This is a genomic window from Streptomyces sp. 5-10, assembly GCF_014712245.1.
GTDB lineage: Bacteria > Actinomycetota > Actinomycetes > Streptomycetales > Streptomycetaceae > Streptomyces > Streptomyces violaceusniger.
On record NZ_JACVYG010000074.1, the window covers coordinates 11,894 to 34,149 of the forward strand.

Here is a 22,256-nt window from a genome sequence, read left to right on the forward strand (position 1 = left end):
GACCGGGGACTCCTGACCGGGGACTTACGGCGCCGCCTGGAGGTTCTCCCGCTGTGCGGCCGTCTCCTCGACCGGTTCGGCGGCCCCGCGCGTCTCCCGCGCCAGTGCCACCGTGACCACGGTGAGCGCGCTCATCAGGGCGATGAAGACGACCACACCCATGACGCTGTGGTCGAACCAGAGCAGCAGGGCGGACGCGAGCATGGGCGCGAGGCCGCCGGTGAGCACGGTGCCGATGTTGTTGGCGATGCCGACCGCGCTGAACCGGACCGTGGTGTCGAAGAGTTCGGCGAAGAACGCGGGCTGGGAGCCGAGGACGGCGGACTGGCCGATGCCCAGGGTGAGGAAGAGCGCGAGCCAGATGGCCCAGGTGTGGCCGCCGTCGATCACCGTGAAGAACGGCCACGCGGCGGCCAGCAGCACCAGGGCCCCGCCGATCGAGACCGGGCGCCGCCCGACGCGGTCGGAGAGCGCGCCGAAGGCCGGAACCGTCACCAGCTTCACGGCCGCGACCAGCGAGATGCCGCTGAGGAGCGCGGCGGTCGGCAGCCCGCGGTCCTCGGCGTAGGTGACCGAGAAGGTGCCGAAGACGTAGTAGCCCGCGTTCTCGGCGGCGCCCGCGCCGATCACGATGAACATCTCCTTGGGGTAGCGGCGCCAGGCGGCGACGCAGCGGCTCTCGGCGATCCGCTGCCGCAGCGGGCGGCCGGATTTCGCGGCGAGGCCGGACGTCGCGGCGACCGAACCCTCCCGCCGCACCTGCTGGAATTCGGCGGTCTCCGGCAGCGAGCGGCGCACCCAGAGGCCGAAGAAGGTCAGGCCGGCGCTGAGCAGGAAGGGAATCCGCCAGCCCCAGGAGAGGAAGGCGTCCTCGGACAGCAGCCCGGTGGTGAGCGCGAAGGCGCCGGTGGACAGGAGGGTGCCGGTGCCGGTGCCGATCGCGGGCAGCGAGGTGAGCAGTCCGCGCCACTTGGGCGGTGCGTTCTCGAAGAGGATGATCAGCGCTCCGGTCTTCTCGCCGCCCGCGGCGAAGCCCTGGACGAAGCGCAGCAGTGTCAGCAGCACCGGTGCGGCGACGCCGATCTGCGCATGCGTCGGCAGCAGTCCGATGGCCGTGGTGGCGAGCCCCATCATCAGCAGGGTGGCCACCAGCACGCCCTTACGGCCCTTGGTGTCGCCCCGCTCCCCGAAGTAGGCGCCGCCCAGGGGCCGGGCGAGGAAGCCGATGGCGAAGGTGCCGTAGGCGAGGACCGCGCCGACCAGCGGATCGCTGTCCGGAAAGTAGATCTTGTTGAAGACGAGGGCGGCCGCGGTTCCGTAGAGGGCGAAGTCGTACCACTCCACCGTGGTGCCGAAGACGGCGGCGAGGGCGACCTTGGGCTGGAAGACCGGCCTTCTGGTGGCGGAACTGCCGGTGTGCGTCATTTGGGGGACTCCCTTGTCACCGTGGTTCGAGTACCACTGTGCGGTTCGCTTGTGCCACTTGGTGGTTCGGTGATGTTATGGAGGCACACACCCCGTGGCAAGGGGTCACGCCCCGATTCGCGCTGGAGGTCATCCGTTGAGCACGCCCGCCCCCGCCGCCCCGCCACCCCTGCTCGACGGCATCCGGGTCCTGGATCTGACCAATGTCCTCGCCGGGCCCTTCGCCGGGTATCAGCTGGCCCTCCACGGCGCCGACGTCCTCAAGGTCGAGATGCCGGGGGCCGGGGACCTGGCCCGCCAGCTGGGCGCCGACCGGCAGCTGAGCGAGGAGCTGCTGGGCGCGTCGTTCCTGGCCCAGAACGCCGGGAAGCGCTCGCTGACCCTGAACCTCAAGGAGGAGGAGGGGCGTGCGGCCCTGCTGCGCGCGGTGCGGGAGTCCGACGTCCTCCTCGAGAACTTCCGCCCCGGGGTGATGGACCGGCTGGGCGTCGGCCGGGAGGTCCTGATGCGGGAGAACCCGCGGCTGATCTACTGCGCCGTCTCCGGCTTCGGCCAGACCGGACCGCTGCGCGCCCGGCCCGCCTACGACCAGATCGTGCAGGGCCTCTCCGGGATGATGAGCGTGACCGGCACCCCCGAGGTCAGCCCGCTGCGCGCCGGTTTCCCGGTCGCCGACACCCTGGGCGGCATGGCCGCCGCCTTCGCCGTGGCGGCGGCCCTGGTGCGCCGGGAGCGCACCGGAGGCGGCGCCTACCTGGACGTCTCCATGCTGGAGGCCGCGCTCACCGCGATGGGCTGGGTGACCTCCAACTACCTGATCACCGGGCGCCCGCCGCGGCCCATGGGCAATGAGAACTTCACCGCCGCGCCGTCGGGGACCTTCCGCACGGCGGACGGATACCTCAACATCGCGGCCAACCGCCAGCGGCAGTTCGCCACCCTGTGCCGGCTCATCGGCCGGGCGGAGCTGCTGGAGGACGAGCGGTTCACGCATCCCGCGGACCGCAAGGCCCACCGCGAGGAACTGCGCGCCGAGATCGAGAAGGGGCTCGCCGAGCGGACCGCCGCGGAGTGGGAGGAAGTCCTCGCCGACGCCGGGGTGCCGGCGGCACGCGTGCTGTCCGTACCCGACGCGCTGGGCCTGGAGCAGCTCGCGGAGCGGGACTTCGTCCGCACGCTGCCCTTCCCGGACGGGCGGACGCGCGAACTGCGCGTCCTGGGCAGCCCGTTCCGGGTCGACGGCGCCCCGGCGGCCGCCACCGCCCCGCCACCGCTGCTGGGCCAGCACACCGACCAGGTCCTGGTCGAACTCGGCTACACCCCGAAGGAGATCGACGCGATGAAGGAGCGTGGCGCGATATGACCCGCCGGACCGGAGAGCCACAGGCCACGACGGTTCCACAGGACGTGATGACTCCACAGGACGTCACCGACTGGTGGGCCACCGCCGTCAGCCGCATCCGCCCCGGCGAGATCCTGCTGCGCGGCTACCCGGTCGAGCAGCTGATCGGCCAGGTGTCCTTCGCCGAGACCATCTGGCTGCTGTTGCGCGGCGATCTGCCCACCCGGACCCAGGGGCGGCTGCTGGAGGCCGCGCTCGTCGCCGCCGTCGACCACGGGCCCCAGGCCCCGTCGATCGCCGCCGCCCGGATGGCGGCCACCTGCGGAGTGGGGCTGAACAACGCGGTGGCCACCGGGGTGAACCTGCTGGGGGACGTCCACGGCGGGGCCGGTCAGCAGTGCATGGGCGTCCTGGCCGAGCTGGAGGAGGCCGTGGCCGAGGGGGCGGACGTCGACGACGCCGCGAAGAACCTGGTGGCGGAGTACCGCGCCGCGGGCGCCCATGTGCCCGGATTCGGCCACCGCTTCCATCCGTACGACCCGCGCCGCACCCCGCTGCTCGACCTGGTGGGCGCGGCGGTGGCGGACGGTGCGGCGCCGGGCTGGGCGCTGCGCGCCGGGACGGCGCTGGAGCGGGCGCTGGCGGAGGGCCGCGGCCGTCCCGTGCCGATGAACATCGACGGCGCCACCGCCATCGTCTACAGCGAACTCGGCTTTCCGCCCGAGCTCGGGCGCGGGCTGTTCGTGCTCTCCCGCAGCGTGGGCATCCTCTCCCACGCCTGGGAGGAGAAGTCCGGCGGGGCCAGGATCAAGGGTCCGCTTCCCCGGCGGCTGCTGCCCTCGTACGAGGGCCCGGCGCCCCGGGACCTCAACCGGCCGGAGAGCGGCGGGAACGGCGCCGGGAGCGCCTGAACGTCGGCGACGTCGGCGACGTCAGCCGCTCCCGCCGAGGAACCCCAGCTCCGACAGCCGCTTCGCGGCCTCGGCCAGCGCCGGGCGGAAGGACTCGACGCGCTCCTCGGTGAAGCGGCTGGTGGGCCCGCCGAGCCCCACCGCGGCGACGACCTGCCCGGCCGCGTCGGTGACGGGGGCGGCCACGGCGGACACCCCGTCCGCGCGCTCACCGTGGCTGACCGCGAAGCCCCGCTCCGCGGCGAGGCGCGCCCGTTCCGCCAGGACGGAGGCGAAGTCGGGGCCGCGCCCGGCCGCCGCGGCCACCCGGCTCAGCGTCCGGGCCGAGCCGCCGATGAGCAGGACGTGCCCGGAGGCACCGGCCCACAGGGGCATCTCCTCGCCGATGCGCACCACATGGCGCAGCTGCTGGGTGCCCTCGTGCTGGGCCACACACACCCGGGAGCCGCCCTGACGGATGTAGATCCGGGCGGATTCGCCACCCGACCGGACCGAGAGGACGCGCAGACACTCCACCGCCTCCGGGGGCAGCCGCCAGGCGTCCTGGGCGAGCGCCGCCCAGCGCAGCAGACCCGCCCCGGGGGTGAGCCGGCCGTCCCCACGGCTCCACAGCAGCCCGCGCTGCTCCAGCGTGGCCACCAGCCGGACCACGGTGGACTTGGCCAGTCCGGTGGCGTCCGTCAACTCCCGTACGCTGCGGGAGCGGTGGGACTCGTCGAACAGGGCGAGCAGATCCAGCGCGCGCAGGACGCTGCGTACTCCCTCGCCGCCCTCTCCGGCCGCCGTCCCCATTGCCCGTCCTCCTCGCCGCACCCCGCACAAGCCGCCTATCGGTGCGACCGTACCACCAGGCGGTCCAGCGGGCCGGAGTGGCCGCGCGGGTACGCGGGTACGCGGCTACGCCGGTATGACGGTGACCAGGTCGGCGGGCATCCGGCCCCGGAGATCATCCCACTCGCCCTCGCTGATGTGGCGCTGCAGGGCCGCCAGGACGGTGTGCACCAGCTGTTCGGTGTCGCCCTGGATCGCGTACGGGAAGTCGTGCCGGATCCGCTGGAAGAACTCCTCGCTGTGCATCTTCACGGGCGTCTCCGCCGGTCGCCACCCCTCGTAGTAGATGCCGCGCACCAGCATCGGCAGCTGTGCGCCGAACTGGACGGCCTCGTCCACCGTCAGCCGGTCCCGCAGCTGGTGCAGCACCGCGCGCAGGGCGGCGTAGGACTGTTTACGGCGCTCCTTGGGCCAGCCGTACGCGTCCTCGATCTCCTTGAGGAGCCGGTTGGTCTTGTCGACGGTCGTGTCGAACGCGGGAAAGCCTGTCGCAACCATCGTGTTCGTCCTTTCGGTGCCCGCGGCGGCCGCCCGGCGGGGCACGGGCCGCCGCGGGAGTGGAAGAGCCTCAGAAACCTCCTGGTTGTTGCGGCTGTTGCGGCTGTTGCGGCTGTTGCTGCTGGGGCTGCTGCTGCCGCTGGCTCTCGCCCTGGATGGACTCGGTGATCTCTATGTGGCGGGGCTTGGCGGTCTCCGCCTTGGGCACGGTGATCGTGAGGATGCCCTCGGACATGGCCGCCGTGACGCCCTCGGTGTTCACCTCGCTCGGGAGCAGCAGCCGGTACTCGAAACGGCCGGTGCGGCGCCCGCCGCGGCGCAGGACGCCCCTGCGCTCCCGTTCCTTGATCTCCCCGGTGACGGTCAGCTCCTGGCCGTTGACCTCGATGTCGATCTCCTCGCGCCGGACGCCGGGGAGTTCGAGCTCGACGTGGTACGCCTCGTCCGCCTCGGTCACATCGGCGGCGGGCGTCCACGTCGCGACGCCGGGCATCGCCGCCCCGCCGACCGTGGATTCGAGCAGACCGCCCATCTGGTTGAGCAGGTCGTCGAACTCCGCCAGCGGATTGCGCGCCCAGACCCGGGGGCGTTCCAGCGCGCTTTGGCGCTGCTGTTGGTGTCGTCGTGCGGGTGTGCTCATCACCCTTCACCTCCTGTCATGGGGAGCGGATGCGCTTGGGTGCCCGATCGCCGCCGGCGCGGCGGACCGGCCGGACGCCGCCGTGCCGGGAGGGGGGCCGGTCCTCGCCCGACATCAGGCCATGGCCTCGTGGGCGTAGCACCACCGCCAGGTCTCGCCCGGTTCCATGGGCTCGACGATGGGGTGTTCCTCGGCGTACGCGTGGGCACGGGCGTGCTTGAGCGGCGAGGAGTCGCAGCACCCCACGTGTCCGCAGGTCAGGCAGAGCCGCAGATGGACCCAGGGGGACCCCAGGCGCAGGCACTCCTCGCACCCCTCGGGGCTGCGCGGGGTGACCGGGCGCACCATCGACAGGTGCGGATCGGGCTCGATGGCCATGGCGTTCACCCTTTCTCGTTTCCAGGATGAGCAGGGACGGGACGGCCCGCACCTCGAACCGCGGGGCGGTCCGCGGGGTGCGGCCGATGGCCGGGCGGGACGGTCCGGAGCCGCATCGCGCTCACGCGGCCTTCCCGAGTCCGGCGTTCTCCGGCCGGCGTTCGTAGCTGACCGCCAACTCGCCGTGCCGGCCGTCCACCTTGACGGTGGCGCCCTCCTCGACGTCGCCGCGCAGCAGGGCGCGCCCGATGAGGGTCTCCACCTCATGGGAGATGTAGCGGCGCAGCGGGCGGGCCCCGTACACCGGGTCATAGCCCTCGTGGGCGATCACCTCGCGTCCGGCCGGGGTCAGCTCGACGGCGATCAGGCGCTCGGCCAGCCGCTTGCGCAACTCGTCGAACTGGAGCTCCACGATCCGTTCGATCTGCGGCTCGCCGAGCGGCTTGAACAGCACGATGTCATCGACCCGGTTGAGGAACTCGGGGCGGAAGTGGCCGCGCAGCTCGCTCAGCACCAGGCCCCGGGCGTCCGGCTTGAGCTCGCCCGCGGAGGTCACGCCGTCGAGCAGGTGCACCGAGCCGATGTTGGAGGTCATGATGATCACGGTGTTGCGGAAGTCCACCAGCCGCCCCTGGGCGTCGGTGATCCGGCCGTCGTCCAGGACCTGGAGCAGGGTGTTGAAGACATCGGTGTGCGCCTTCTCGATCTCGTCGAAGAGCACGACCGAGTACGGCTTGCGCCGCACCGCCTCGGTGAGCTGACCGCCCTCCTCGTAGCCGACGTACCCCGGCGGGGCGCCGACCAGCCGGCTGACCGTGTGCCGCTCCTGGTACTCGCTCATGTCCAGGCGGACCATGTTCTCCTCGGTGTCGAAGAGCGCGGCGGCCAGCGCCTTGGCCAGCTCGGTCTTCCCGACGCCGGTGGGGCCGAGGAAGATGAACGAGCCGATCGGGCGGCGCGGGTCCCGGATGCCCGAGCGGGCCCGGATGATGGCGTCGGAGACCAGCTTGACCGCCTCGTCCTGGCCGATGACCCGCTCCTGGAGGATCTGGTCCAGGCGCAGCAGCTTCTCCCGCTCGCCCTCCTTCAGGCGGGAGACCGGGATCCCGGTCCAGGCCGAGACGATGTCGGCGATCTCCTCCTCGGTGACCACCTCGCGCAGCAGCCGGTGCGTGCCCTGCCTGGCGGCCAGCTGCTCCTCCTCGGCGGCCAGCTTGCGCTGAAGCTCCCGGAGCCTGCCGTAGCGCAGTTCGGCGGCGCGGTTCAGGTCGTAGGCGCGCTCGGCCTCCTCGGCCTCGCGGCGCACCTCCTCCAGCTCCCTGCGCAGGTCCTGCACCCGGCGGATGGACTGCCGCTCGGCCTCCCACTGGGCGTGCTTGGCGTCGGCCTCGGCGCGCAGATCGGCCAGCTCCCGGCGCAGCTCCTCCAGCCGCTGGCGGCTGGCCGGGTCGGTCTCCTTGGAGAGCGCGGCCTCCTCGATCTCCAGCCGGGTGACCCGGCGGGTGATCTCGTCCAGTTCGGCGGGCATGGAGTCGATCTCGGTACGCAGCCGGGCGCATGCCTCGTCCACCAGGTCGATGGCCTTGTCCGGCAGGAACCGGTCGCTGATGTAGCGGTGGCTGAGGGTGGCGGCGGAGACCAGCGCGGTGTCCTGGATCTTGACGCCGTGGAAGACCTCAAGACGCTCCCGCAGGCCGCGCAGGATCGAGACGGTGTCCTCCACGCTCGGCTCGTCCACCAGCACCATCTGGAAGCGGCGCTCCAGCGCGGCGTCCTTCTCGATCTGCTTGCGGTACTCGTCCAGGGTGGTCGCGCCGATCATGTGCAGCTCGCCGCGGGCCAGCATCGGCTTGAGCATGTTCCCGGCGTCCATGGCGCCCTCCGCGGCCCCCGCCCCGACGACGGTGTGCAGCTCGTCGACGAACAGCAGGATCCGCCCCTGGGCGGAGGTGACCTCGTTGAGTACGGCCTTGAGCCGCTCCTCGAACTCCCCGCGGTACTTCGCCCCGGCCACCAGCGAGCCCATGTCCAGGGCGAAGACGGTCTTCTCGCGCAGCCCCTCGGGGACGTCGCCGCGGACGATGCGCTGGGCCAGGCCCTCCACGATGGCGGTCTTGCCGACGCCGGGGTCGCCGATGAGCACGGGGTTGTTCTTCGTCCTGCGGCTGAGGATCTGCGTCACCCGGCGGATCTCGGCGTCCCGGCCGATCACCGGGTCCAGCTTGCCCGAGCGGGCCTGAAGGACCAGGTCCCGGCCGTACTTCTCCAGCGCCTCGTACGCCACCTCGGGGTTGGCGGAGGTGACCCGCTGGCTGCCGCGCACCTGGGTGAGGGCGCCCAGGAACGCCTCCTTGGTGACGCCGTGCTCCTTGAGCACCCGCCCCGCCGCGGTGGCGGACCCCTCCTCGGCGAGCGCGAGCACCAGGTGCTCCACCGATACGTACTCGTCCTTCAGGCGCTTCGCCTCCCGCTCGGCGGTGTCCAGCACCTGGGCCAGCCGCTGGGTGGCGAAGACCTGCCCCGGTGCGGCCCCGGGGCCGGTGACCCTGGGCTTGCGGGCCACCTGCGCCTCCAGCAGGGTGCGCACCGCTTCGGGGTCGGCGCCCAGCCGGCCGATCAGCCGGGGCGCCAGCCCGTCGGGCTGCTCGAGGAGGGCCAGCAGCAGATGCTCGCCGTCCACCTCGGTGTGGCCGTAACGCTGGGCCTTGGTCTGGGCGTCCTGGAGGGCTTCCCTCGACTTTTCGGTGAGGCGGTTCATGTCCATGGCGGTTCTTCACTCCTCGCGCCGCCGCGGCGCAGCGCGGCTTCGAGCCGGTTGATGCGGTCGAGCAGGTCGAGCACCAGACCGATGGAGGCGTAGTTGAGGCAGAGGCCGGTGTGCAGCCGCTCGACGCGGGCCAGCGCCGCCGGGGCGTCGAGGGCGAACACCAGCCGCCCGGCGGCGTCGCGCTCGGCGTCGATCAGGCCGAGGGCGACGAAGCGCCGGATCAGGTCGGGGTGGAGCCCGGTGCGGTCGGCCACGGTCTCCAGGGAGAGCCTGCGCGCGGGCACCAGCTCGTAGTGGTGGGACGTCACGGGCGGGTGGCGGGTGGCCGTGACGGTCCCGGGTGTGTGCGTGCTCATCGCTCCCTCCGGGGGTCGAAGGAGGAGGTACGGCCCAGCTCCTCGAACAGCTCCCGCTCCCGGGGGCCGAGGTGGGGCGGCACCATGACGCGGATCTCGGCGTACAGATCGCCGTCGGGGCCGCGCGGGTTCGGCATGCCCTCGCCGCGCAGCCGCAGCCGGCGGCCGCCGGAGGAGCCGGGCGGGACGGTCACCTTGGCTGTACCGCCGGGTGTGGGTACGGGGACCGTCGCGCCGAGCGCGGCCTCCCAGGGGGACACCGGGAGCGTCACATGGATGTCCCGGCCGTCCAGCCGGAACCGCGGATGGGGCTGGATCCGCACCCGTAGGTACAGATCCCCGGCCGGTGCGTCACCGGTGCCCCGGCCGCCCTGGCCGGGCAGCCGGATGCGCTGCCCGTCGATGACGCCCGGCGGGACGTTCACCTCGAAGGTGCGCTGCCCCGTGGGCCCGGCCAGGGTGACGCCGCGGCGCCCGCCGTGGAAGGCGTCCTCGACGGTGAGCGGCAGCTCCGCCTCCTGGTCGGCCCCGGGGATGGTGACGCGGCCCGCGCCGCCGGGGCCCGGCCCCGCGCCGCCGCCGAAGAACGCGCCGAACAGGTCCTCGAAGTCCACCCCGCCGCCCGCGACGTCGTCGCCGAAGCCACGGGTGAACCGCACCCGGCCGCCGTCGCCGGCCGTCGTCCAGCCGCGGAAGCCACCGCCGCCGCCTCCGGCACCGGCGCCGACGCGCTCCTCCCAGTCCTCGGGGATCTTGCGGAAGTCCTCGCCGAACCGGTCGTAGCGGGCCCGGGTCCTCGGGTCGGAGAGCACGCTGTAGGCGTCGTTGAGCTCCTTGAACCGCTCCTCGGCGGTCGGGTCCTTGTTCACATCGGGGTGATGGCGGCGGGCCTGGGTGCGGAACGCCTGCTGGATCTCGTCCTGGCTCGCGCCCCGTGACACCCCCAGCACCTCGTAGTAGTCGCGTGCCATGGCCTTCTCACTCCCGCTTCGCCACGGCCACGGCCACCGGCCGGAGTTGGCGGCCGGGCTCCCCGTAGCCGGGGCGCAGCACCTGGACCACGGTGCCCGGTTCGGCCTCCGGGTCCTCGACCACGCCGACCACCTCGTGCCGGGCCGGGTCGAACGGCACCCCCGTCTCGCCCTGCCGGTCGTAGCCGAGCCGGGCCAGGGCGGCCACGGCCTGGTCGTGGATGGCCTTGACGCCCTCCACGATCGAGCCGGGGTCGGCCTCGGCGTGGGAGAGGGCCAGTTCGAGGTTGTCGACGACGGGAAGCAGGGCCACCGCCGTACGGGCCCGCTCGGCGGCCCGCTCCCGCTCCAGCTCCCTGGCGTGGCGCTTGCGCAGGTTCTCCAGGTCGGCCAGGGCGCGGCGCCAGCGGTCGTCGAGCTCGGCCAGGGCGGCGGACTGCTCGGCGGCCCGCTCGTCTGCCTTCTCGTCGGCCTCGCCGACGGCGGGGCCGCCGGCCGCGTCCGGGCCGGGGCCGCCGGCCGCGTCCGGGCCGGGGCCCTCCTCGCCCGTGCCGCGCGCCTCCGCGGCGCCCGGGGCGGGCAGGCCCTGCTCCGGCTCCTGCTCCGGCTCCGTCACGGCGCCTTCCGGCACCGGGTCGGGCTGCTGCGGTTGAGTGGACATGGCGGCCTCTCAGTGAGCCTTGGTCGGATCGGCCCGTGTGGTCTGCGTGGGATCGGTCTGTGGGGGATCGGTCTTCGTGGTCCCTTGTCGTGTCGGTCAGCCCTTGTCGAACTCGGCGTCGATGACGTCCTCGTCGCCTCCGCCGCCCCCGGCCCCGGCCCCGGTGCCCTGGGCGCCGCCCGCCCCGGGCCCACCGGCCGCCCCACCCGGGCCCGCACCCGCGCCCGCGGGCTCGTGGGCCTGCAGCCCCGCGTAGACCTGCTGGAGCTCGGAGGTCAGCGGCCTGGTCCGGTCGGTCCCGGCCTCGTTCCTGACCGCCTGGCGGGCGTCGTGCACCAGCATCTCGGCGCGCGATCTCTCGTGGGAGGGCACCGCGTCGCCCAGTTCGGCGAGGCGCTTCTCGACCTGGTAGGCGGCGGCGTCCAGTTCGTTGCGCGCGTCCACGGCCTCGCGCAGCGCCTGGTCCTCGCCGCGGTTGCGCTCGGCCTCCTGGACCATCCGCTCGACCTCGCCGCGTTCGAGGTTGCCGGTCTCGCTGATCTGGATGGACTGCTCCTTGCCGGTGTCCCGGTCGCGGGCGGTGACGTTGAGGATGCCGTTGGCGTCGATGTCGCAGACGACCTCGATCTGCGGTTCGCCGCGCGGCGCCGGGCGGATGCCGGTCAGCTGGAAGCGGCCGAGCACCCGGTTGTCGGCGGCCCGCTCGCGCTCGCCCTGGAGGATCACGATGTCCACGGCCTGCTGGTTGTCCTCGGCTGTGGAGAAGGTCTCCGTGCGGCGCACCGGGATGGTGGTGTTCCGCTCGATGATCTTCGTCATGACGCCGCCACGGGTCTCGACGCCCAGCGACAGCGGGGTGACATCGAGCAGCAGGACGTCCTTGACCTCGCCCTTGAGCACCCCGGCCTGGATCGCGGCGCCCAGGGCCACGACCTCGTCGGGGTTGACGCTCATATTGGGCTCCTTGCCGCCGGTCAGCCGGCGGACCAGGGCCTGTACGGCGGGGGTCCGGGTCGAGCCGCCGACCAGGATCACCTCGTCGATGTCGCTCTCGCCGACCTTGGCGTCGGCCATGGCCTGCCGCACCGGCCCCAGACAGCGCTCCACCAGATCGGCGGTGATCTGCTCGAAGGTGGACCGCATCACGGTCTCGGTCAGATGCTTGGGACCGGAGGCGTCCGCGGTGATGAACGGCAGGTTGAGCTGGGTCTGGGTCACCGAGCTCAGCTCGGTCTTGGCCTTCTCCGCGGCCTCGAAGAGCCGCTGCAGCGCCTGCGGGTCCCGGCGCAGATCGATGCCGTTCTCCCGCTGGAACGCGTCGGCGAGGTGGTCCACCAGCCGCCGGTCGAAGTCGTCGCCGCCCAGGTGGCTGTCGCCCGCGGTGGAGCGGACCTCCACCACTCCGTCCCCGACGTCCAGGATGGACACGTCGAAGGTGCCGCCGCCGAGGTCGAAGACGAGGACGGTCTCATGGCCCTTCTTGTCCAGGCCGTAGGCGAGGGCGGCCGCGGTCGGCTCGTTGATGATCCGCAGCACCTTCAGACCGGCGATCTCACCGGCGTCCTTGGTGGCGCTGCGCTGGGCGTCGTTGAAGTACGCGGGCACCGTGATGACCGCCTCGGTCACCCGCTCGCCCAGCTGCTTCGCGGCGTCGTCGGCCAGCTTGCGCAGCACCTGCGCGCTGATCTCCTCCGGCGAGTACAGCTTGTCGCGCACCGTAAACCGGGCGAGGCCGCCCTCGTCCGGGACGACGTCGTAGGCCACCGCCCTGGCCTCGGCGGAGACCTCGTCGTAGTGGCGGCCGATGAACCGCTTGGCCGAGTAGATGGTGCCCTTGGGGTTGAGGATCGCCTGGCGCCGGGCCAGCTGCCCCACCAGCCGTTCACCGGTGTCGGTGAAGGCCACCACCGACGGTGTGGTGCGGCTTCCCTCGGAGTTCGGAACGACCGAGGACTCACCGCCTTCCCACGCGGCGATCACCGAGTTGGTGGTGCCCAGGTCGATGCCGACTGCCTTGGCCATGGCAACTCCTTCCGGGGGGCGGCCGTGGGCCGCGTGAATCGCCCGGTCGGCCGCGGGAGCGGATTGGTGAACGGGGCCTCTCCTTCAAGGGTGACAAATCGGACAGGAATCGTGCCCCTGCGGTCGGGGTCGAATAGTCGAATATCGGTGGCCCGAGTGTGCCCACGGGACGGGGGAGCCGGGGACGGTCCCTTCAGCCCGTGGGGCCGGTCCCGTCAGCCCGTGGGGACGGTCCCCTCAGCCCGTGGGGACGGTCCCGTCATGGACCCGGCGGATGCCACTCGATCATCAAAATCGTGGCGTCGTCGCTGAGTTCGCCGTGCCGGTGGTCGAGGATCGCGTGGATGAGCAGGCGCAGCGCCTCGGGGGCGTTCTGCCCGGCGGCCGTCGAGCGGATGATGTGGTCGGCGAAGCGCTCCAGGCCGAACTGCTCGCCTCCCCCGTCGCGCGACTCCACGACCCCGTCGGTGTAGAGCAGGACGCGGTCACCGGGCTCCAGCGTCGTCTCGTAGATCTGGCGGGGCGTGTCCGACAGCCGCGCGGGCAGCCCCAGCGGCGGTTCGGCGGGCCGCTCCAGCTCCTTGTCCAGCAGCCGCCGGCGGCGGATGACCAGCGGTGGGGGGTGGCCGCAGTTGGACCAGCGCAGCGCCCCGCTGGGCATGTGCAGCTGGAGGAAGACGCCCGTGCAGAACTGGTCCGGAAGCCATTTGGCCAGCGCCTCGTCCACGGTGGTGACGAGCGCCGCCAGGTCGGCGCCGGTGCGCCGGGCGTTGCGGCTGCCCGCCATCGCCACGGAGGTGGTCAGCCCGGACGCCAGGTCGTGGCCCATGGCGTCGAGGATCGCGGCGTGCAGGACGTCCTCGGTGAACGAGTGGTCGAAGGCATCGCCCCCCAGCTCGTACGCGGGCTCCAGGACGGCCGTCGAGACCACTCGGCCGGTGCCGATGGAGCGGGGCGGGAGGAAGGCCCGCAGCATCTCCGTGGGCAGCTTCATGGCCCGGGTGCGGGTGAGCTGCGCGATGGTGTCGATGTAGGTCCGCTTGGACGTGATGAGCAGGGCGAGGAGCGAGGCCAGCATCCGGCAGCGCGCGAGCATGCGCCCGTCCAGGGAGGCCGGCCGGAGGCGCAGCACCCCCAGCCGCTCCGCGCCGTTCATCAGCGGCAGCCATACGGTCAGCCCGCCCGTGGACGCCTCCTCGATCCGCACCGAGCCGGTGCGGTAGGCGAATCCGGCCAGGGTGTCGTCGAGCTCCAGGCGCGGCTCGCCCTCGTCGAGCGGCATCAGCAGCCGTTGCCGGAGGTCGACCAGGTAGACGACCGTGCGGCCCATGCCCATGGCCTCGGTATAGCGGTCCAGGGCCGGCGGGAGCTCGGTCGGGGATGCCTCGTGGGCGGCCCCGAGCAGTTCCTCCAGCAGCTGCTCAGCGGTCTCGGCCGGGGTCGACACGTTCGCGTCCACCATGCGGTCAACCATACGGCGGAGGGCCCCGCGACGCCCGGGTGATCACGGGTGATCACGGGTGATCACGGAGGCGTGGGCACCGGCTCCCGGGGGACGGCGGCGGGCTCGCGCGGGGGCTCGCCGGGGGCGAGGGCTTCACGTGCGGCGGCCTGGCGTACGACGGTCTCCAGGGCGGCCTGGCGTACGACGGTCTCGCGCACGGCGGGCTCCGCCACGGCTACGGCGACACCGCGTACGGCGGTCTCTCGTACGGCTACCGCGGCCTCGCGCACGGCGGACTCCCGTACCACCACGGTGTCCCCGCGCACCCCCGCGCCCGCCTGGGGAGCCCGGGAGAGCAGGACCACCCCGCGGGCGGCCGCCGCCGCGCCGGCGGCGGCCAGGGCCCAGCCGCCCGGGCCGCCCCGGAACCGCTCGTCCAGCAGGACGATCCCGATGGCGGCCGCCGCCACCGGGTTGGCCAGGGTCAGGGTGGCCAGGGGCGCGCCGAGCCCGCTGCCGTAGGCGCTCTGGGACAGCAGCAGGCCGCTCACCGCGAAGGCCGCGACGAGCACGGCCACGACCGCGGTCCGCCAGGACACCAGGGCCGCCCCGGGGGCGCGGGAGTCGGCGAGCGCCACCGTGAGGGTCTGGGTGAGCGCCGAGGCGACGCCGGAGGCGACCCCGGAGGCGGTGGCGAACCGCAGCCCCCGGCCCGGCGTTCCGCGCCCCCTGCGCCCCGGCGTTCCGCGCCCTCCGCGCCCCGGCCGGACGCACAGCCCGATGAACGCCAGCACGACGGCCGCGAGCCCGACCGCCTCCGGCAGGCTCAGCGTCTCGCGCGGGGTCTCCCCGGCGGTGACCGGCAGCAGGGCGCCGAGGCCGAGCAGCGCGAGGACCACGCCCCGCCACTCGTCCCGGACCACCCGCCGCCCCGCGAGCCGCGCGCCCAGCGGGACGGCCGCCACCAGGGTCAGCGCGCCGAGCGGCTGGACCAGGGTGAGCGGTCCGTACCGCAGCGCGGCCACATGCAGCAGGGCACCGGTGGAGTTGAGGCCGACCGCTCCCCACCAGGCGCCGCGCAGCAGCAGCCGCGGCATGCGGTCCGGCCGGCCGCCCGCGGCCAGCCGCTCCTGGGCCACGGCCGCGGTCGCGTAGGCGACGGCCGAGGCGAGCGCGAGCGCGACGGCTATGACGGTCGGGTTCATCCACCGTGCCTTCCTCTGGGCACTGTCTGCCTGCCACCGGTGGAGCTATCGGCACACAGACGTATCGATACGAGAGTGTACCGGGGCGGGGCCGTATCGGTACAAGGGCGTATCGGTACGCGGATGTGTCGGTAGACTGCGTGGTCGGGGAGGGGAACCGGAGTCCGGTGGACCGAGGAGGAGGACCCGATGGCGACGCAGAGCCCGGAGACGGCCGCGCCGCAGCGCCGTTCCAAGATCACCCCCGAGCGGGAGCAGGAGTTCTACCAGGCGGTCCTCGATCTGCTCCAGGAGGGCGGCTATGAGGCGCTCACCATCGAGGCGGTCGCCGCCCGCACCCGCGCCAGCCGCTCCACCCTCTACCGGCAGTGGTGCACCAAGCCCCAGCTCGTCGTCGCCGCGCTGCGCTCGTGCAAGCGCCCCTTCGCGCTGGAGGGCATCGACACCGGCTCGCTCGCGGGCGATCTGCGCGCCGTCGCGGAGGCCGTGGGCGAGGCGGGGGAGGTGTGCGGCCGTGACACCGCGCTGGTGTACGCGCTCGGTCACGCCGCGCTGCAGAACCCCGATCTGCTCCAGGCGCTGCGCGCCGCGCTGATCGAGCACGAGGTGAAGACGATCCAGGCGATGATCCGCCGGGGGGTGGAGCGCGGCGAGGTGGACGCGGACAACCCCGCCCTCGAGTTCGTCCCCGCCCAGCTGATCGGCGCGATGCGGGTGCGCCCGCTGCTCGAGGGTCGGCTTGCCGACCGCGCGTATCTGACGCGCTTCCTCGAGGCGTCGGTCTTCCCCGCGCTCGGGCTGGCCCCGTAGGGAGTGGCCGAGGGGTGGTGACGCCTGCGGCGGGCTACTCCCCTCCCCGCCCCTTCCCGAAACCGGGGCTCCGCCCCGGGCCCCACAACCGGGGCTCCGCCCCGGGCCCCACAACCGGGGCTCCGCCCTAAGCGCTCCGCGGGAAGTGCCCTGACCTGTCGTCGATCCTCCGCGGCGCCGTCGTGGCTGGTCGCGCAGTTCCCCGCGCCCCTTCGGGGTGCACCCGAACCGCACCGGACTTCAATGCGGCGGCTCAGACCCCGAAACCGGGGCTCCGCCCCACGCCCGGGGTCCAGGGGCGGAGCCCCTGGTAGCGGGAAGGGGCGGGGAGGGGAAAGAACCACCCGGCACCCCTTAGCGCTGCCGCGCCGCCGTCAGATGATGGGTGGGCGGCCCAGCTTGGTCATGTGCCACACCGTGCGCCAGCGCATCGGGCGGCGCCGGCCGCAGCTGGTGCGCAGGCCCTCCAGGAAGCCGCCCGCCCAGGCCCGCAGCCCGGTCAGGGAGCGGGTGCGGGCGAGCGTGAGGAGCGTCCAGGTGGCCAGGTAGAGCGGCACCAGCGGCAGCGGCAGGTGGCGGCGGGCCAGCCAGACCCGGTTGCGGGCGGTCATCCGGTGGTAGACGGCGTGCCGGGCGGGGGAGGTCCGGGGGTGCTGGAGCAGCAGCTCGGGGGCGTAGACGACCTTCCAGCGCGCGTCGAGCGCCCGCCAGGCGAGGTCGGTCTCCTCATGGGTGAAGAAGAACGCGTCCGGCCAGCCGCCGATCTGCTCCAGCATCGCCATCGACAGGGCGTGGCCGCCGCCGAGGAAGGTGGTCACCTCGCCGCCGCGCATCGGGTCGGACGCGCGCAGCCGGGGCACGTGGCGGCGCTGGGTCTCGCCCGTCTCGTCGGCGATGCGGAAGCTCACGATGCCCAGGCGCGGGTCCTCGGCGTACAGATCGCGCACCCGGCGGAAGACGTCGGCGTCCACCAGCAGCCCGTCGTCGTCGAGGTCGACGACCACGTCCACGTCGCCGAACTCGCGCAGCCGCCGCCAGGCGACGTTACGGCCGCCCGAGACCCCGAGGTTCTCCGCCAGCTCGACCGCGGTCACCTCGGCGGGGAGCTCCGGGAGCGGGGAGCCGTTGCCGACGACCACGACGCGGGCCGGGGGCACGTCCTGCTTCGCGACCGACTCCAGCAGGGCGGCCACCTCTCTGGGCCGGTTGCCCATGGTCAGGACGGCGATACCCAGGCGTGGTTCGGGGGCGGCGGGCACGGTGGGACTCCAGAGTTCGGTTGCGATGCCCGCGATCGTAACCGTTCACTCAGAAGGGCACTTCAGTACGGCTGATGTTCATCAAGGACTGAGCAACGAGCTCCAAGGCTGAGCGCGACCATCAGCCGTCGAGCGCGGCGAGCGCCTTCTTGGCCGCGCTGATGGCGCCCTTACGGATCTCATCGGAGTCGGCGGCCTTGTGGCTCTCGAAGTCGCCGCCGTTGTAGGTCACGGTGACCGTGGCGTTGTCCTGGTGGACCGTCACCACGGCCTCGCGTATGCCCTGGTCGTCGTCCTCGGTGGTCTTCTCGGTCACCGACGCGTTGTCGCCGAGGCCGGGGACCGCGCTGCCGCCCTCGCTCTTCTGCTTCCCCGCGACGCTCTTGACGTCGTAGGCGATGTCCAGCCAGCGGTAGTCGAAGTCGTCCAGCGCGTGCCAGGAGCAGCCCGTGCGGCGATTGAGGTCGCTGGACTTCAGCTCGTTCCCGGCCGGTTTGGCGCCCGGCACCAGGTCCTTGATCATCGACTCCGGGAGGACGGTGCACGCCTCCTCGGGCGGCTTGGCGTAGCGCGGCGCGGCGGCACCGGTGGCCGGGGCCGAGGTCTGCGGGGAGGGGCCCGCCGGGGTGGCGCTCGCGTCCGAGTCGTCCGAGGTCGTCATGGCCACCCCGGCGGCGGCGAGGACGGCGACGGGCAGCAGACGGGCGACCAAGGTGAGCGGCAGAGAACGCACGGCGGTCTCTCTTCGTTCGGATGCCGGTGGTGGGGCGGTGGTGGGGCGGTGATGGAGCAGTGGTGGGGCGGTGGTGGGGCGGTGGTGAAGGATGTGGCGCGGTGGGAAACGACCCTGCCATATCGAGCGGTCCTCGAACAGTCCGGGGGGTGGCGAGGGGGGCGTCCGGGAGCCGCTGTGCCGATGGGGTGAATTGACCGCATCCTCACACTATCTCCACAATCGGAGGGTTATCTACGACGGGTGACGTTCCCTCATCCGTCAGCCGCGGCCGATGTACGGCATCGCCGTCGCCATGACCGTCGCGAACTGCACGTTCGCCTCCAGGGGCAGCGACGCCATGTGCCGCACCGTACGCGCCACGTCCGCGACGTCCATCACGGGCTCGGCCACCACCTCCCCGCTCGCCTGCGGCACACCGGCGGACATCCGCTCGGTCATCTCGGTCGCCGCGTTGCCGATGTCGATCTGCCCGCAGGCGATGCCGTACCGGCGCCCGTCCAGCGACAGCGACTTGGTGAGCCCGGTGATGGCGTGCTTGGTGGCCGTGTACGCCACGCTGTCCGGCCTGGGCACATGCGCCGAGAGCGAGCCGTTGTTGATGATCCGCCCGCCCCGGGGATCCTGGTCCCGCATCAGCCGGAAGGCCGCCCGCGCGCACAGGAACGCCCCCGTGAGGTTGGTGTCCACGACCGACCGCCAGTCCTCGTAGGCCAGATCCTCCAGCGGCACGCCGCGCGGGCCGAAGCTCCCCGCGTTGTTGAACAGCAGATCCAGCCGCCCGAACCGCTCCCGCACCGCCGCGAAGAGCGCGTCCACCCGCTCCGGGTCGGCCACGTCCGTCGGCACCACCGGGGCCGGGGGACCGCCTCCGGCCAGCCGCGCCGTCTCGGCCAGGGCCTCCTCCCGGCGCCCCGCCAGCGCCACCGACCAGCCCGCCTCGAGGAGTTCGAGCGCCACGGCCCGGCCGACCCCGGAGCCCGCGCCCGTCACCACCGCCACCTTCGACACCACCGACACCCGACCATCGCTCATGGCGCCGCAGCGTACGCCACGTCAGTTCCCCGTGACAGCGGGTGGATTCGCCGTAAAGGTCCCTTCCCGCAACGGACCTCACCGAGCGGTCATATCTATGTCGTGTGCACGCAAACACCCGGCCGTCCCCCGACACTCCAATTCCTCTGACGCCACGAGCCAGGGGAGAGCACATGGCACATGACTCGCACCAGCGCGCCATACGAGCCGCGGCCGCACGTCTGGGACGCCGCCGCTTCCTCACCGTGACGGGGGCGGCCGCCGCGCTCGCCTTCACCACCAACCTGCCCAGCGCCCAGGCCGCGCAGGTGACGCCGCACGCGCTCGCCGACAACCCCTTCACGCTCGGCGTGGCCTCCGGCGACCCGCTGCCGGACGCCGTCGTGCTGTGGACCAGGCTGGCGCCCCGCCCCTACGAGCCGGGCAACGGGCTGCCCGAAGAGGGCACCGTCAAGGTCGAGTGGGAGATCGCCCGCGACGAGAAGTTCCAGCGCGTCGCCCGCCGGGGGACCACCACCGCGCACGCCGAGTTCAACTACACGGTGCACGTGGACGCCAAGGGGCTCGAGCCGGGCCGCGTCTACTGGTACCGCTTCAAGGCCGGGAACTGGACCAGCCCGGTGGGCCGCACCCGCACCACCCCCGCCCGGGGCGCCAAGGTCCAGGAGGTCCGCTTCGGCCTGGTGTCCTGCCAGGCGTACCACGACGGCTACTTCACCGCCTACCGCCATCTGGCGGGGGAGGACCTGGACGCCGTCTTCCACGTGGGCGACTACCAGTACGAGTACGCGGTCAACGCCGCGGGCGGCGCCCGCAACTACACCGACCGCACCCTCCCCGCGCACTTCAACACCGAGACCATGACGCTCGGGGACTACCGGCTGCGCTACGCGCTCTACAAGTCCGACGAGGACCTCCAGGCCGCCCACGCCGCCTTCCCCTGGTACGTCACCTGGGACGACCACGAGACCGAGAACAACTACGCGGGCGACATCGACGAGAACGGCGGCCCGTCGGACGAGTTCCTGATCCGCCGGGCGGCCGCCTACCGGGCGTACTGGGAGAACATGCCGCTGCGGATGCCGCAGCAGCCCAGCGGCGCCGACATGCGGCTCTACCGCCGCTTCCACTACGGCAAGCTGGCCCAGTTCGACATCCTCGACACCCGCCAGTACCGCTCCAACCAGGCGTACGGCGACGGCTGGCAGTACCCGGGGCCGGAGTCCGAGGACCCCTCGCGCACCCTCACCGGCACCGCCCAGGAGCGCTGGCTGCTCGACGGCTTCCAGAGCTCCACCGCCACCTGGAACGTGCTGCCGCAGCAGGTCACCTTCTCCCAGCGGAAGAACACCACGGCCGCGCGCTCCAAGCTCTCCATGGACTCCTGGGACGGCTACCCCGCCTCCCGGGAGCGGATCCTGGCCGGTGTGGAGAAGGCGGGCCTGGCCAACTTCGTCGTCCTGACCGGCGACGTCCATGTGCACTACGCCTTCGACATCAAGAAGGACTTCGACGACCCGGGCTCCCGGACCCTGGGCGTGGAGTTCGTCGGCACCTCCATCAGCAGCGGCAAGGACGGCGCCGACAAGCCCGCCAACTGGGCCACGTACATGGCCGCCAACCCGCACATGAAGTTCTACAACGGCCGGCGCGGCTATGTGACGGTCTCGCTGGACGAGGAGCGGGCACGAGCCGACTACAAGACGGTCTCCGCGGTCACGACCCAGGGCGCGCCGCTCACCACGGCGGCGTCGTTCGTCAGCGAGGCCGGGAACCCCGGCCTGAAGCAGGTCTGACGGGCGGGCGGGCCCGGCGCGCACCCCATGCGCCGGGCCCGCCCCGCTCACGCCCCGCCCTCGTCTCCGACCCGTCTCCGACCTCTCCCGTACCCCTCGTCACCGGCCCGCCGCGCTCACCCCTCGCCCTCGTACCCGTCCTCGCCCGGATACCGCACCCCCAGCCGCTCCCGCGCCGCGTCCAGGGTCCGCATCACCGCCAGCGTGCCGTCCAGCGGCACCAGCGGGGACTCCGTCTCGCCCGCGCGCAGCGCGCGCATCACCTCCGCCGCCTCCCGCTGGTAGGAGCGCAGCCCGTCCACCGCCGTGACCTCCTCCGGGTCCCGGCCGGGCCGGTGCAGCACGAACCGCTCGGGGTGGAAGAAGCCGCGCGGGAACTCGATCCGCCCCGCCGTGCCCGTCACCGCCGCCGTCATCGGCGTGTCGGCGGTGATCGAGCAGGACAGCAGCGCCACCGCCCCGCCGTCCCAGCCCAGCGCCAGGCCCGTGTTCACATCCACGCCCTCGGGGGAGAGCTGCCCCACCGCCCGCACCTCGTCCGGCTCGCCGAGCAGCAGCTGGGCGAAGGACACCGGATAGACGCCGAGGTCCAGCAGGGCGCCGCCGCCCAGCGCCGGATCGCGCAGCCGGTGGTCCGGCGGATACGGGCCGGGCAGCCCGAAGTCCGCGTGGACCGCCCGGACCTCGCCGATCGCGCCGTCGTGGATCAGCTCGGTCATCCGGCGGACGACCGGATCGCAGTACGTCCACATCGCCTCCATCAGGAAGCGGCCCCGGGCCCGGGCGAGGTCCACCAGCTCCTCGGCCTCGCGGACATTGAGCGTGAACGGCTTCTCGCACAGCACCGCACGCCCCGCCTCCAGGCACAGCCCGGCCGCCGCCCGGTGGGCCGAGTGCGGGGTGGCGACATAGATCACATCGATGTCGTCATCGGCGGCCAGCTCCTCCCAGCGGCCGTGGGCGCGGGGTATCCCGAACCGCTCCGCGAACCGCTTCGCCGACTCCGGCCGGCGCGAGCCGACCGCGATGACCTGCGCGTTCGCCATCTCCAGCAGATCCGTGGTGAACGACGCGGCGATGCCACCGGTCCCCAGAACCCCCCACCGCACGGTGCCCGACCCGCTCGTCCCGGCCATCCCCACCCCGTTCCCCCCTGTCCCCAGAGGTTCGAG

The 22,256-nt window shown here is 72.9% G+C and carries 20 protein-coding genes; 4 read left to right on the forward strand and 16 right to left on the reverse strand.

Annotated features, from left to right (window positions below):
* Nucleotides 1-24 precede the first annotated feature (24 nt).
* Nucleotides 25-1,425: an MFS transporter gene (locus IEJ02_RS43655; RefSeq protein ID WP_191069865.1), complete on the reverse strand. Its 1,401-nt coding sequence runs from the start codon at nucleotides 1,423-1,425 to the stop codon at nucleotides 25-27.
* Nucleotides 1,426-1,561: 136 nt separating this feature from the next.
* Between IEJ02_RS43655 and IEJ02_RS43660 the strand changes: the two genes are divergently transcribed.
* Both IEJ02_RS43660 and IEJ02_RS43665 read left to right on the forward strand, forming a co-directional pair.
* The gene (locus IEJ02_RS43660) at nucleotides 1,562-2,788 is read left to right on the forward strand and encodes a CaiB/BaiF CoA transferase family protein (RefSeq protein ID WP_191069866.1); all 1,227 of its coding nucleotides are present in this window, start codon (nucleotides 1,562-1,564) and stop codon (nucleotides 2,786-2,788) included.
* Complete coding sequence (locus IEJ02_RS43665) at nucleotides 2,785-3,678, forward strand: citryl-CoA lyase (protein ID WP_223865415.1); 894 nt, start codon at nucleotides 2,785-2,787, stop codon at nucleotides 3,676-3,678. The genes IEJ02_RS43660 and IEJ02_RS43665 overlap by 4 nt, the downstream gene beginning before the upstream one ends.
* 21 nt (nucleotides 3,679-3,699) lie before the next feature.
* Here the strand turns inward: IEJ02_RS43665 and IEJ02_RS43670 are convergent, their stop codons facing one another.
* The 11 genes from IEJ02_RS43670 to IEJ02_RS43720 all read right to left on the reverse strand — a co-directional run bounded on the left by IEJ02_RS43670 (nucleotide 3,700) and on the right by IEJ02_RS43720 (nucleotide 15,451).
* Complete coding sequence (locus IEJ02_RS43670; RefSeq protein ID WP_191069867.1) at nucleotides 3,700-4,470, reverse strand: IclR family transcriptional regulator; 771 nt, start codon at nucleotides 4,468-4,470, stop codon at nucleotides 3,700-3,702.
* Nucleotides 4,471-4,575: 105 nt separating this feature from the next.
* The gene (locus tag IEJ02_RS43675) at nucleotides 4,576-5,007 is read right to left on the reverse strand and encodes a DUF2267 domain-containing protein (RefSeq protein ID WP_137977699.1); all 432 of its coding nucleotides are present in this window, start codon (nucleotides 5,005-5,007) and stop codon (nucleotides 4,576-4,578) included.
* Nucleotides 5,008-5,077: 70 nt separating this feature from the next.
* Nucleotides 5,078-5,647 (reverse strand): Hsp20/alpha crystallin family protein, encoded by a 570-nt coding sequence (locus IEJ02_RS43680; RefSeq protein ID WP_191069868.1) that lies wholly within the window; start codon nucleotides 5,645-5,647, stop codon nucleotides 5,078-5,080.
* A gap of 114 nt (nucleotides 5,648-5,761) precedes the next feature.
* Complete coding sequence (locus IEJ02_RS43685) at nucleotides 5,762-6,025, reverse strand: UBP-type zinc finger domain-containing protein (protein WP_137977698.1); 264 nt, start codon at nucleotides 6,023-6,025, stop codon at nucleotides 5,762-5,764.
* A 121-nt stretch (nucleotides 6,026-6,146) separates the two neighbouring features.
* Nucleotides 6,147-8,789 (reverse strand): ATP-dependent chaperone ClpB, encoded by a 2,643-nt coding sequence (gene clpB, locus IEJ02_RS43690; RefSeq protein WP_191069869.1) that lies wholly within the window; start codon nucleotides 8,787-8,789, stop codon nucleotides 6,147-6,149.
* The gene (locus IEJ02_RS43695; protein WP_191069870.1) at nucleotides 8,780-9,148 is read right to left on the reverse strand and encodes a chaperone modulator CbpM; all 369 of its coding nucleotides are present in this window, start codon (nucleotides 9,146-9,148) and stop codon (nucleotides 8,780-8,782) included. The genes clpB and IEJ02_RS43695 overlap by 10 nt, the downstream gene beginning before the upstream one ends.
* Complete coding sequence (locus tag IEJ02_RS43700) at nucleotides 9,145-10,119, reverse strand: DnaJ C-terminal domain-containing protein (protein WP_191069871.1); 975 nt, start codon at nucleotides 10,117-10,119, stop codon at nucleotides 9,145-9,147. Before IEJ02_RS43700 ends, IEJ02_RS43695 begins: the two co-directional genes overlap by 4 nt.
* Before the next feature lie 7 nt (nucleotides 10,120-10,126).
* Nucleotides 10,127-10,780 carry a nucleotide exchange factor GrpE gene (locus tag IEJ02_RS43705; protein WP_191069872.1) on the reverse strand — a complete coding sequence of 218 codons (654 nt, stop codon included), beginning with the start codon at nucleotides 10,778-10,780 and terminating at the stop codon, nucleotides 10,127-10,129.
* 96 nt (nucleotides 10,781-10,876) lie between these two features.
* Complete coding sequence (gene dnaK, locus IEJ02_RS43710) at nucleotides 10,877-12,802, reverse strand: molecular chaperone DnaK (protein ID WP_191069873.1); 1,926 nt, start codon at nucleotides 12,800-12,802, stop codon at nucleotides 10,877-10,879.
* Between the two features lie 259 nt (nucleotides 12,803-13,061).
* Complete coding sequence (locus IEJ02_RS43715) at nucleotides 13,062-14,264, reverse strand: PP2C family protein-serine/threonine phosphatase (RefSeq protein WP_191069874.1); 1,203 nt, start codon at nucleotides 14,262-14,264, stop codon at nucleotides 13,062-13,064.
* Nucleotides 14,265-14,326: 62 nt separating this feature from the next.
* Nucleotides 14,327-15,451, reverse strand: a complete 1,125-nt coding sequence (locus tag IEJ02_RS43720) for a DMT family transporter (RefSeq protein ID WP_191069875.1) — start codon at nucleotides 15,449-15,451, stop codon at nucleotides 14,327-14,329.
* A 189-nt stretch (nucleotides 15,452-15,640) separates the two neighbouring features.
* Here IEJ02_RS43720 and IEJ02_RS43725 point away from each other — a divergent pair, with 189 nt between their 5' ends.
* Nucleotides 15,641-16,261 (forward strand): TetR/AcrR family transcriptional regulator, encoded by a 621-nt coding sequence (locus tag IEJ02_RS43725; RefSeq protein ID WP_191069876.1) that lies wholly within the window; start codon nucleotides 15,641-15,643, stop codon nucleotides 16,259-16,261.
* A 374-nt stretch (nucleotides 16,262-16,635) separates the two neighbouring features.
* Here the strand turns inward: IEJ02_RS43725 and IEJ02_RS43730 are convergent, their stop codons facing one another.
* The 3 genes from IEJ02_RS43730 to IEJ02_RS43740 all read right to left on the reverse strand — a co-directional run bounded on the left by IEJ02_RS43730 (nucleotide 16,636) and on the right by IEJ02_RS43740 (nucleotide 19,288).
* On the reverse strand, nucleotides 16,636-17,475 hold the full coding sequence (locus IEJ02_RS43730) for a glycosyltransferase family 2 protein (RefSeq protein WP_425587165.1): 840 nt from the start codon (nucleotides 17,473-17,475) through the stop codon (nucleotides 16,636-16,638).
* Between the two features lie 166 nt (nucleotides 17,476-17,641).
* The gene (locus tag IEJ02_RS43735; protein ID WP_191069877.1) at nucleotides 17,642-18,253 is read right to left on the reverse strand and encodes a hypothetical protein; all 612 of its coding nucleotides are present in this window, start codon (nucleotides 18,251-18,253) and stop codon (nucleotides 17,642-17,644) included.
* 261 nt (nucleotides 18,254-18,514) lie between these two features.
* Nucleotides 18,515-19,288 carry an SDR family oxidoreductase gene (locus IEJ02_RS43740; protein WP_191069878.1) on the reverse strand — a complete coding sequence of 258 codons (774 nt, stop codon included), beginning with the start codon at nucleotides 19,286-19,288 and terminating at the stop codon, nucleotides 18,515-18,517.
* Between the two features lie 173 nt (nucleotides 19,289-19,461).
* On the opposite strand from IEJ02_RS43740, the gene IEJ02_RS43745 reads away from it, so the two are divergent.
* Nucleotides 19,462-21,084, forward strand: coding sequence for an alkaline phosphatase D family protein (locus IEJ02_RS43745; protein ID WP_191069879.1), 1,623 nt, complete (start codon nucleotides 19,462-19,464; stop codon nucleotides 21,082-21,084).
* 116 nt (nucleotides 21,085-21,200) lie between these two features.
* Here IEJ02_RS43745 and IEJ02_RS43750 read toward each other — a convergent pair whose 3' ends face one another.
* Complete coding sequence (locus tag IEJ02_RS43750; protein WP_191069880.1) at nucleotides 21,201-22,220, reverse strand: Gfo/Idh/MocA family protein; 1,020 nt, start codon at nucleotides 22,218-22,220, stop codon at nucleotides 21,201-21,203.
* Nucleotides 22,221-22,256 lie beyond the last annotated feature (36 nt).

Excerpts from the sequence above, each read along its gene's own strand:
- IEJ02_RS43655 (WP_191069865.1), bottom strand. The coding sequence starts at position 1,425 with ATGACGCACACCGGCAGTTCCGCCACCAGAAGGCCGGTCTTCCAGCCC.
- IEJ02_RS43665 (WP_223865415.1), top strand. The coding sequence starts at position 2,785 with ATGACCCGCCGGACCGGAGAGCCACAGGCCACGACGGTTCCACAGGAC.
- IEJ02_RS43670 (WP_191069867.1), bottom strand. The coding sequence starts at position 4,470 with ATGGGGACGGCGGCCGGAGAGGGCGGCGAGGGAGTACGCAGCGTCCTG.
- IEJ02_RS43675 (WP_137977699.1), bottom strand. The coding sequence starts at position 5,007 with ATGGTTGCGACAGGCTTTCCCGCGTTCGACACGACCGTCGACAAGACC.
- IEJ02_RS43680 (WP_191069868.1), bottom strand. The coding sequence starts at position 5,647 with ATGAGCACACCCGCACGACGACACCAACAGCAGCGCCAAAGCGCGCTG.
- IEJ02_RS43685 (WP_137977698.1), bottom strand. The coding sequence starts at position 6,025 with ATGGCCATCGAGCCCGATCCGCACCTGTCGATGGTGCGCCCGGTCACC.
- clpB (WP_191069869.1), bottom strand. The coding sequence starts at position 8,789 with ATGGACATGAACCGCCTCACCGAAAAGTCGAGGGAAGCCCTCCAGGAC.
- IEJ02_RS43695 (WP_191069870.1), bottom strand. The coding sequence starts at position 9,148 with ATGAGCACGCACACACCCGGGACCGTCACGGCCACCCGCCACCCGCCC.
- IEJ02_RS43700 (WP_191069871.1), bottom strand. The coding sequence starts at position 10,119 with ATGGCACGCGACTACTACGAGGTGCTGGGGGTGTCACGGGGCGCGAGC.
- IEJ02_RS43705 (WP_191069872.1), bottom strand. The coding sequence starts at position 10,780 with ATGTCCACTCAACCGCAGCAGCCCGACCCGGTGCCGGAAGGCGCCGTG.
- dnaK (WP_191069873.1), bottom strand. The coding sequence starts at position 12,802 with ATGGCCAAGGCAGTCGGCATCGACCTGGGCACCACCAACTCGGTGATC.
- IEJ02_RS43715 (WP_191069874.1), bottom strand. The coding sequence starts at position 14,264 with ATGGTGGACGCGAACGTGTCGACCCCGGCCGAGACCGCTGAGCAGCTG.
- IEJ02_RS43720 (WP_191069875.1), bottom strand. The coding sequence starts at position 15,451 with ATGAACCCGACCGTCATAGCCGTCGCGCTCGCGCTCGCCTCGGCCGTC.
- IEJ02_RS43725 (WP_191069876.1), top strand. The coding sequence starts at position 15,641 with ATGGCGACGCAGAGCCCGGAGACGGCCGCGCCGCAGCGCCGTTCCAAG.
- IEJ02_RS43730 (WP_425587165.1), bottom strand. The coding sequence starts at position 17,475 with ATGGGCAACCGGCCCAGAGAGGTGGCCGCCCTGCTGGAGTCGGTCGCG.
- IEJ02_RS43740 (WP_191069878.1), bottom strand. The coding sequence starts at position 19,288 with ATGAGCGATGGTCGGGTGTCGGTGGTGTCGAAGGTGGCGGTGGTGACG.
- IEJ02_RS43745 (WP_191069879.1), top strand. The coding sequence starts at position 19,462 with ATGGCACATGACTCGCACCAGCGCGCCATACGAGCCGCGGCCGCACGT.
- IEJ02_RS43750 (WP_191069880.1), bottom strand. The coding sequence starts at position 22,220 with ATGGCCGGGACGAGCGGGTCGGGCACCGTGCGGTGGGGGGTTCTGGGG.